Source organism: Hydrocoleum sp. CS-953 (genome assembly GCF_002260545.1).
Taxonomy (GTDB): Bacteria; Cyanobacteriota; Cyanobacteriia; order Cyanobacteriales; family Microcoleaceae; genus Trichodesmium.
In genome coordinates, this window is the sequence record NZ_LGSU01000280.1 from 1 (window position 1) to 2619 (window position 2619).

Sequence of the window (2619 nt, forward strand, 5' to 3'; positions counted from 1 at the left end):
ACTGTATAACTGGATTCTATCTCAATCTTTATGGTTATTTATTAAATTTTGGTGATTTTCACTCATATATTCTTCTCACTAAAGAAGTCTTTTGTAGGTTGGTTTTCTTGATCTACAACATTCCTTATTCCTTTTGAGCTGGGAAACAATACTTTTTAGTTTAATTAGTTGAATAAAAAATCATGTATATAGGCGAAATACTCCTATTAGATTATATGGTATCACAATTTTTTTGAGGATGCAACTGAAAGTCTTTTGACGCGCGACTTTTTTAGGGAGCTTGGCAGAATGAAAATGTTTTTGGCTCTGCACTTAAGAGGGAGGGCTGGAAAGATTTGATGAGGAAAAAACAAGCATCTGTAGTCAAGTAAGTTCTACAAGATGAAAATATTTCTGGTACTGCTTCTTGGAAAAATTCCTGAATATTTTAATTGAATAAAAAGTCATGTGTATATACGAAATAGCCCAGTAAAACTTTAGGATATCACAATTTTTGTGAGGATGCAACCGAAAATCNCTTAAGAGGGAGGGCTGGAAAGATTTGATGAGGAAAAAACAAGCATCTGTAGTCAAGTAAGTTCTACAAGATGAAAATATTTCTGGTACTGCTTCTTGGAAAAATTCCTGAATATTTTAATTGAATAAAAAGTCATGTGTATATACGAAATAGCCCAGTAAAACTTTAGGATATCACAATTTTTGTGAGGATGCAACCGAAAATCCTTTCTTTGACAGGCGATTTTTTTCAGATACCTCTTAGAATGAAAAAGATACCAAATAGCTTCTATTCTCCCACCATCCCATCACCCCATTTCTGAATTATCTCCCTAGTAGCTAAACCAGTTTTTTCCCAACTAAACTCTTTAGCTCTAGCCAAACTTAAGGTTGAGAGCCTCGATCGCTCCCCCCCATCTTTAGCAATAATATTCATCCCATCAGTTATTTCTCCCACATTTTTTGGGTTAACCAAAATAGCAGCATTTCCAGCAACTTCTGGCAGAGATGAAATATTAGAAGTAATAACAGGAGTACCACAAGCCATTGCTTCTAATACTGGAAAACCAAACCCTTCCCACAAACTAGGAAAAACCAGAGCGATCGCCTGATTAATTATTTTGGGTAATTTTGAATAAGGAACATAGTCAAGAAATTTGACTAATTTTGTTAAACCTAATTCTTTAATTTGAGTTTTTAATGTTGGCGTATAGACATTATCTGTAGGTCCGGCAAACCATAATTCATACTCGGAAAAATTAGGCAAATTAGCAAAAGCTGCTATTAACCTATGCAGATTTTTATAATGGTCGTGGCGACCAAGATAAAGAAAATAATTTTTCGTAGGTAAGTCTAAAAATTGGAATCTTTGAGAATCATAACCTAAAGGAATAGGAGTAATTTTTTTAGGTAGTATTTGGAAAAAATCAGTAATATCTTTTGCCGTAGCTTGAGAATTACAAACAATATGTTCTGCCTGACTTAATACTTGGGGAATATAATATTTGAAATAAGCAGTTAAGCGAGAACCAGGTTTAGGAAAACGTAAAGGAATTAAATCGTGAGCCATCACAATATAACGACACTGAGAAAATAATGGCGCTTCTGGAAGAGGAGAAAAAAGTATATTTCCTTGTAATTTTTTATAGATATTTGATAATTGAAATTGAGTCCATAATAATCGTCGTAAATGACCTTTAGTTCCTTGAGCTGGCGTCATATTATTAGGGATTATATGACAGTTAAAATTGGGAATATTATTAGCAACTAACAGAGTAGGATTAAGTTGTTGAAGTTGTGGCAGGATGTTATTAGCATAGATCGATATTCCTGTTGGTTCTGGGATTAATACTGATAAATTAATAAGAAGTTCATTAGACATTTATAATTAGAGCCAAAAATTTTAAATTGTGTAGGTTGGGTTGAAGAACGAAACCCAACATTATATTTTACTATTTTATAATTTATTAGTAGTTAAACTAAGGCTAATATAGTTGGGTTGAGGAATGTTCGCTCCGCTTATCCACAGGATAAAACCAACATTTCAGTTAAGGATTTTTTGGGCAAATTTGTAATATCTAAAAGCCCATCTTTAGGTTGCCAATTAGAGGAATTTTTGTCTTATATGAACCCTATTGAGATTTTGTTGGGTTTCACTTTGTTCCAGCAAACCTACGATTATCTACAGGTACAATAATAGCTTTGATCGATATTTAACAATCTGTCGTAACCAACCATTTTAGATTATCTTGGTTTTCACTTCGTTCTACCCAGCCTACGATTATATCTGATAAATTTCCCAATGGCTTTGAGTTTAGCACCAGCTACTTTATAATCTATTGGTAAGTTAACTAAAGCAGCTATACTAATTCTGAGTAATCTATATATTAAAACTGATTTATTTGTATGTTTTTCTAAACTCAATAGGTAGCTATAGATGCTATACTCAAGTTTTAATTCTGGGTTTTTATTAGTAATAGAAGATGGTTGATGAATTACAGATATTGTTTTAGTGATGGCTATTTTATGACCTTGTTTTATATAACGTCTACAAAAGTCAAAATCTTCATAGTATAAGAAATAATCTTCATCAAACTGAGGGCATTTTTCAAAGTTTTTGAGGTT

Annotated in this window: 2 protein-coding genes; both read right to left on the reverse strand. The window is 32.5% G+C overall.

Annotation, left to right across the window (positions count from 1 at the left end; genetic code table 11):
- Positions 1-784 precede the first annotated feature (784 nt).
- Positions 785-1876, reverse strand: a complete 1092-nt coding sequence (locus tag AFK68_RS02520) for a glycosyltransferase family 1 protein (protein ID WP_094671372.1) — start codon at positions 1874-1876, stop codon at positions 785-787.
- A 374-nt stretch (positions 1877-2250) separates the two neighbouring features.
- Positions 2251-2619, reverse strand: a 369-nt coding sequence (locus tag AFK68_RS36210) for a glycosyltransferase family 2 protein (protein WP_371357206.1), incomplete at its 5' end; no start/stop codon positions are given.